This window comes from Actinoplanes sp. NPDC048791, assembly GCF_040650095.1.
In the GTDB taxonomy this organism is placed as follows: domain Bacteria; phylum Actinomycetota; class Actinomycetes; order Mycobacteriales; family Micromonosporaceae; genus Actinoplanes.
In genome coordinates, this window is the sequence record NZ_JBEZGQ010000505.1 from 1 (window position 1) to 6,067 (window position 6,067).

The following is a 6,067-nucleotide window of genomic DNA, read 5'->3' on the forward strand; positions in this document are numbered from 1 at the left end:
CGGGTGGGCCCGCACCTGTACGCCCACCGCGTACCGGGCGGGCCCACGCCGCCCGCGAGCGCCGGCAGTGGCTGCGGCACTTGCTGGCCTTCGCCGTCGCCGCCACCGTGCTCGCTGTCCTCACCCTCATCGTCGGTGACCTGAGCCGGACCGTTCCCCTGTGGGCCGTCATGGCGCCCTGGTCCGTGGCTCTGGTCATCGACTTCATCGTGGCCTTCAGCTACACCCTGTCGCCCCGTTCCTGAGCGTCATGGCTGGGTGATGCCGGGCCGGGGCGGCGTCGCCATGTTCGCCCCGATGAAGAAGCTGGGGTGCGGGGGCTGGTTGTAGGCGGTGTTCTGCCAGGCGAGCGCGAGCCGGTACTGCGCGTCCTGGAGCAGGGTGGTGATCCGGCGGTCCGTGGCCGTGGGGGTGGCGTAGATCCGCAGGGCGGTGTTGTCCGCGGTCGGCCAGATCACCTCCTCCCGCCAGTCGCCGAACAGGTCGCCGGACAGCGACGGGGTCGACTTGGTGCCGTTGTTGGAGTGCACGCTCGCCGCGGTCAGCAGCCGGGTGTCGCCCGAGGTGCCGTACTTGTCGATGTGCGTGCCGTCCAGCAGCTCCCGGACCGGGTCGCCGTCCCACCAGGCCAGGAAGTTCGTGGAGCCGGGCTTGCGGGTGGCGACCACCGACCCGGTCGGGCCACGGACGCCGTCGGCGGCCGACGACCAGGACTCCGCCCCGGCACTGCCGGACCAGATGTCGGCCGAGACGCCGCGGCCGTTGTCACCGCTGGCCGGGGTGGACCACAGGACCTGACCGGTACGGGCGTCGGCGAACCACGACGACGGCTTGCTGGCGTCCTCGTCGACCTTGAAGACCTCGAGGCCGGCCCGCGCCGGGTTCAGGTCGCCCACGTGCATCGCGTCACCGTGACCGTGGCCGGTGTTCCACAGCTTGGCCCCGTTGTCGTCTATGGCCAGCGAGCCGTAGACGATCTCGTCGCGGCCGTCGGCGTCCACGTCGGCCACCGACAGCTGGTGGTTGCCCTGCCCGGCGGTGCCCGAGTTGGTGGAGCTGTTGCTGTCGAAGGTCCAGCGCCGGGTCAGCGCGCCGTTGCGGAAGTCCCAGGCCACGACCACGGTCCGGGTGTAGTAGCCGCGAGCCATGATCAGGCTGGGCCGCTGGCCGTCGAGGTACGCCGTACCGGCCAGGAACCGGTCGACGCGGTTGCCGTACGAGTCACCCCAGGAGGAGACCGTGCCGCGGGGCGGCTCGTAGTTGACCGTCGACAGCGCGGCCCCGGTGCGGCCGTCGAACATGGTCAGGAACTCCGGCCCGGCCAGCACGTAGCCGCTGGAGTTGCGGTGGTCCGCAGAGGCGTTGCCGATCACCTGACCGGTGCCGGAGACGGTGGCGTCGGCGGTCTTCATGGCCACCTCGGCGTCGCCGTCACCGTCGTAGTCGTAGACCTGGAACTGGGTGTAGTGCGCGCCCGCCCGGATGTTGCGGCCCAGGTTGATCCGCCACAGCCGGGTGCCGTTGAGCCGGTACGCGTCGACGTAGACCGGGTCGGTGACGCCGGACTGCGAGTTGTCCTTGGCGTTCAGCGGGTCCCACTTGAGCACGATCTCGAGCTGGCCGTCACCGTCGAGGTCACCGACACTGGCGTCGTTGGCCGCGTACGCGGAGCCGTTGGGGTTCTGGATCGGCACGTCGAGGTAACCGTTGGCGAAGTTGAGCGCGGCTCCCGAGGCGGCCTGCTCCACTCCACCGACCACGGCCCGCACGGTGTATGCCGCCCCGGCCGCGGCGCCCGCGTCGAGGTAGTTGGTCGAGGCGGTGATCGGGGTGGCGTTGACCTTGGTGGTGCCCCGGTAGACGTTGAAGCCCACGTCGGCCGGGTCGGCGGCGAGCCACCGCCAGCTGACCAGGTTGCCGCTGCCGGAACGCACGCTGATCAGGCCGCGGTCCAGGCGCTCCATCTGCCGTCCGCCGGCGTTGGCCGGCGGCGGTGAGGTCGGCGGGGTCGTGCTCGCCGGCGGTGTGCCGGCCGGTGTGGTGGGCGGGGTCGTGGTGGTGCCGCCGGTGCACGCGACGCCGTTGAGGGTGAACGTCGTGGGGTTGGCGTTGGCACCGGTGAAGGCGCCGTTGAAGCCGAACGAGGCGCTCGCGCCGGTGGCGATGGCCGCGTTGTAGCCCGCGTCGCGCACGCTGACCGCCGCCCCGGACTGGGTGACGGTGCCGCCCCACAGCTGGGTGACGGTCTGGCCGGACGGGAAGCTCCAGCCCAGCGTCCACCCGTTCACCGGGTCGCCGAGGTTGGTCACCTCGACGGCGGCGCCGAAGCCGCCCTGCCACGTGTTGGTCACCGCGTAGGTGACCTGGCAGCCGGCCGCCGCCGAGGCGTTGACGGCCGTGAGCAACGCGGCGCCGAGCGCCACGACCCCCAGGCCGGCGAACTTGGTGATGGTACGCATGTGGTCCCCTCGCAGTGACGCCCGTCGATTGGGAGCGCTCCCAACCTTGCCGTCGGGAAATGCTCCCGTCAAGCCCCGGAAATTTATTTGAAATTAACTTTCGTAAATCTACGACCTATTGCTGGGAGCGCTCCCATGTCACAATGCCGGGTATTCCTTACGCGGTTCAGCGCCGCGCCTCTCCCCGGGAGGAATGATGAGCGGAACCCGCCTGACAGCGTTGGCCGCGATACCGTGCCTGCTGGCGGCGACAGCCGTGGTCACCGCCGGCCCGGCCGCCGCGGCAGCCGGTTGCCGCGTCGCCTACACCGTCACGAACACCTGGCAGGGCGGCTTCGGCGCGTCCGTCGCCGTCACCAACCTCGGCGACCCCATCACCGGCTGGACGCTGGGCTGGAGCTTCCCGTCCGGCCAGACCGTCACCCAGTTGTGGAACGGCGTGGTCAGCCAGTCCGGCGCCGCGGTCAGCGTGCGCGACGCCGGATACAACGCGGGCATCGCGAGCAACGCATCCGTTTCAATCGGTTTCAATGGCGCACTGACCGGCGCCAACACGGCACCATCGGCATTCACCCTGAACGGCGTCGCCTGCACCGGCGCAGTGGGCACACCGCCGCCCACTTCCGATTCCTGCCCGGCCGCCCCGGTCGACCCGGCCGCCACGGCCGCGGCCCGGCGACTGCTGTGCTACCTCTACAGCCAGTACGGCAACCACATCCTGTCCGGCCAGCAGGAGTCCACCTGGGTCGACGGGCCGGACTACGAGCTGAACTACATCCGTAACGCCACCGGCAAGTACCCGGCGGTCCGCGGCCTGGACATGGGTGACTCCCCGACCTTCGGCGCCCGGGCGCTGGCCTGGTGGAACGCCGGCGGCATCCCGATGGTCGGCTACCACATGGGCGCGCCCAACCAGTCCCAGGACGGGTACGCCGGCTCCCAGCTCACCGCGAACATCAACGCCGCGCTGACCGAGGGCAGCCCTGACAACGCCACCTTCAAGCGACGGATGGACGCCGTGGCGGCCCAGCTCGCCCAGGTGCAGGCGGGCGGCGGCGCGGTGCTGTGGCGGCCGTTCCACGAGGCGGGCGGCACCTGGTTCTGGTGGAGCAAGGAGGGCGGCAGCCAGTACGTGCGGCTGTGGCGCTACATGTTCGACTACCTGACCCGGGTGAAGGGGCTGCACAACCTGGTGTGGCTGCACCCGTACAACGGGGAGCCGCAGGCAGCGTTCTGGCCGGGCAAGGCCTATGTGGACATCGGCGGGGCGGACACCTATGCGGGCGATCATGGGCCGTTGACCGCGTTGTTCAACCGTACGAAGGCCGTCGTCGGCAGCACTGTGCCGATCGCGCTGCACGAGAACGGCCGCATCCCCGACCCCGCCCAGCTCGAGTCGACCGCGACCCGCTGGGTGCTGTTCAACACCTGGCACAGCACGTTCGTCAGCGACACCGCCGTCAACCCCGTGTCGACCTTCCAGGCCGTGTACGCCAGCCCGTACGTCGTCACCCGCGACGAAGTCCCCAACCTGAGGTGAATGTGATGTCGACGAGAAGAATCCTGGTCGCGGTGGCCGCGGCTGCCGCCGTACCGATCGGTCTGCTGGCCGCACCGGCGTCCGCGGCCGCGGGCTGCCAGGTCACCTACGCGGTGACCAGCCAATGGCAGGGTGGCTTCGGCGCCTCCGTGGCGGTGAAGAATCTGGGCGACCCGGTGACCGCGTGGACGCTGGGCTGGAGTTTCCCGTCCGGCCAGACCGTCACCCAGCTGTGGAACGGCGTGGTCAGCCAGTCGGGCGCCGCGGTGACCGTCCGCAACGCCGGCTACAACGGCTCGCTGGCCACGGGCGCGTCCACGTCGTTCGGCTTCAACGGCTCGTGGACCGGCAGCAACGCGGTGCCGAGCGGTTTCACGCTCAACGGGGTCTCCTGCACCGGTGGAGTCACCACCCCGCCCACCACGCCGGCCCCGTCGACGCCGCCGCCGTCCACTCCGCCGCCCACCACGCCGCCGCCCACGACCCCGCCGCCCACCACCCCGCCGCCGGCCGGTGGCGTGGTCAAGGTGATGGCGCTGGGTGACTCGATCACCGGGTCGCCGGGCTGCTGGCGGGCGCTGCTGTGGCAGCGGTTGCAGCAGGCCGGGCGGGCCTCCTCGGTGGACTTCGTCGGGACCCTGCCCGGGCAGGGCTGCGGCTTCACCTACGACGGTGAGAACGAGGGCCACGGCGGCTTCCTCGCCACCAACGTCGCCGACCAGAACCAGCTGCCGGGCTGGTTGTCGGCCACGGACCCGGACGTGGTGATGATGCACTTCGGCACCAACGACGTGTGGAGCAACCGCTCCCCGGCCACGATCCTCGCGGCGTTCACCAAACTGGTCGGCCAGATGCGCGCGTCCAACCCGGCGATGAAGATCCTGGTGGCGCAGATCCTGCCGATGACCCCGAGCAACTGCGCCGAGTGCACCCAGCGCGTGATCGACTTCAACGCGGCGATCCCGGCTTGGGCGGCGGCGACCAGCACCGCGGCCTCGCCGGTCACGGTGGTCGACCAGTGGACCGGCTTCAACACGGCGACCGACACCCCGGACGGCGTGCATCCCAACGACAACGGCAACCGCAAGATCGCCGACCGCTGGTATCCGGCGCTGCTGGCGGCTATCTCCTGAGCCGGCCGGGCCGGCCCTCAGCCTGAGCCGGCCTCGAATTGGGTCGGCCTTCGAACCGGGCCGGCCTTCGAACCGGGCCGGCCTGAAAGCGGCGGCCCCGGACCGGGCGGAGGTCCGGGGCCGCCCGGCGTTCACTCGCCGGGCACGGCCATCTCGCCCAGCTCGGACCAGTCGTCCTGCTCGACCGTCTGACTGACGATCTTCGGGGTCGCGGCCAGGTGCGGCGGCAGGTCCCGCTGGGCCTGCTTGAAGTGGGCCGACCCGACGTGCGCCGCTCCCGCCTCGCCGTCGCGGAAGGCTTCCACCAGCACGTACTCAGCGGGGTTGTCGAGGCTGCGGGACCAGTCGAACCACAGGCAGCCGGGCTCGGCGCGGGTCGCGGCGGTGAACGCGGCCGCGATCTGCGGCCAGTTGTCGGCGTCCTCCGGCTTGATCAGGAACTTCGCGGTAATGAAGATCATCGGTGCCTGCCTCTCGTGCGTGCTCGCCGTGCCACCACGTACCCGGTCCATCTAACTCCGCGCGGCCGCGGAGCCGGCGGCGACAGGCGCGTGCAGATGGTGACAAGGGGTCACGCTGCGCCGGTCCCGGCGCTTGACAGTGCGACGCGGGCGCGCGGAAGCTACGAATCTGACTTCGCTGGAGCCACGGGACGCTGAGCACGGACATCGGGCAGGGCATGGATATCGGGCGGGCCGGGCAGATCACGCAGATCGTGCTGATCCTGCTGTCACCGACACTGGCCTTCGGCGCGATCATCTACCTGCCCCGGGCCGCGCGCGCGGTGTGGCGCCGGGTGCACCCGGAACCGGAGCCGGGCCCGCTGGCCCCGCCGATCGAACAGGTCGTGGCGAACCTGCACCGCCTCCTGCACCAGCACGACGCCCTGCTGCACTCCCCCGAAGTGACCCTGCGGGCCCGGCGGCCGAGGGCAC

The 6,067-nt window shown here is 71.0% G+C and carries 6 protein-coding genes; 4 read left to right on the top strand and 2 right to left on the bottom strand.

Annotated features, from left to right (window positions below; translation table 11 throughout):
• Window positions 1–245, top strand: a 245-nt coding sequence (locus AB0C29_RS29305) for a 2TM domain-containing protein (protein ID WP_360826665.1), incomplete at its 5' end; no start/stop codon positions are given.
• Window positions 246–248: 3 nt separating this feature from the next.
• On the opposite strand, the gene AB0C29_RS29310 is transcribed toward AB0C29_RS29305, so the two are convergent.
• Entirely contained in the window at window positions 249–2,459 is a 2,211-nt protein-coding gene (locus AB0C29_RS29310) for a cellulose binding domain-containing protein (protein WP_360826668.1), read from the bottom strand.
• Window positions 2,460–2,655: 196 nt separating this feature from the next.
• Between AB0C29_RS29310 and AB0C29_RS29315 the strand changes: the two genes are divergently transcribed.
• Window positions 2,656–3,999, top strand: coding sequence for a glycosyl hydrolase (locus AB0C29_RS29315; RefSeq protein WP_360826671.1), 1,344 nt, complete (start codon window positions 2,656–2,658; stop codon window positions 3,997–3,999).
• Between the two features lie 5 nt (window positions 4,000–4,004).
• Entirely contained in the window at window positions 4,005–5,132 is a 1,128-nt protein-coding gene (locus tag AB0C29_RS29320; protein ID WP_360826675.1) for a cellulose binding domain-containing protein, read from the top strand.
• 131 nt (window positions 5,133–5,263) lie between these two features.
• On the opposite strand, the gene AB0C29_RS29325 is transcribed toward AB0C29_RS29320, so the two are convergent.
• Window positions 5,264–5,593 (bottom strand): putative quinol monooxygenase, encoded by a 330-nt coding sequence (locus AB0C29_RS29325; protein WP_360826678.1) that lies wholly within the window; start codon window positions 5,591–5,593, stop codon window positions 5,264–5,266.
• A gap of 218 nt (window positions 5,594–5,811) precedes the next feature.
• On the opposite strand from AB0C29_RS29325, the gene AB0C29_RS29330 reads away from it, so the two are divergent.
• The coding region (locus tag AB0C29_RS29330; RefSeq protein ID WP_360826681.1) for a hypothetical protein at window positions 5,812–6,067 on the top strand (256 nt) is incomplete at its 3' end.

Bases quoted from the DNA above. Each gene is read 5' to 3' on its own strand.
- AB0C29_RS29310 (WP_360826668.1), bottom strand. From the start codon at position 2,459: ATGCGTACCATCACCAAGTTCGCCGGCCTGGGGGTCGTGGCGCTCGGC.
- AB0C29_RS29315 (WP_360826671.1), top strand. From the start codon at position 2,656: ATGAGCGGAACCCGCCTGACAGCGTTGGCCGCGATACCGTGCCTGCTG.
- AB0C29_RS29320 (WP_360826675.1), top strand. From the start codon at position 4,005: ATGTCGACGAGAAGAATCCTGGTCGCGGTGGCCGCGGCTGCCGCCGTA.
- AB0C29_RS29325 (WP_360826678.1), bottom strand. From the start codon at position 5,593: ATGATCTTCATTACCGCGAAGTTCCTGATCAAGCCGGAGGACGCCGAC.